General features: G+C 50.9%; 1 rRNA gene. It reads left to right on the top strand.

The features are described from left to right. Positions 1-141: 141 nt before the first annotated feature. Positions 142-226, top strand: a 5S ribosomal RNA gene (gene rrf / locus WFI24_RS34335); the annotation flags it as partial.

Below are 226 nucleotides of genomic sequence, written 5' to 3'. Positions count from 1 at the left end.
GGGGTGGAAGTGCAGCAATGCATGGAGCTGACCAGTACTAATCGGTCGAGGGCTTATCCAATTAGCAAGTTCTAAATCGCATGTTTCGTTTCGAATCTAGTTTTCAGAGAAGGATCTCTGAAATGTAAGCTAAGCTATGCGTTTGGTGGCGATGGCGGAGGGGTTCCACACGTACCCATCCCGAACACGACCGTTAAGCCCTCTAGCGCCGATGGTACTTGGACCG

The organism is Paenibacillus sp. USHLN196, from assembly GCF_037144955.1.
In the GTDB taxonomy this organism is placed as follows: domain Bacteria; phylum Bacillota; class Bacilli; order Paenibacillales; family Paenibacillaceae; genus Paenibacillus; species Paenibacillus xylanexedens_C.
The sequence above is the reverse complement of the archived record's forward strand: the minus strand, read 5'-3'. Positions and strand labels throughout refer to the sequence as shown.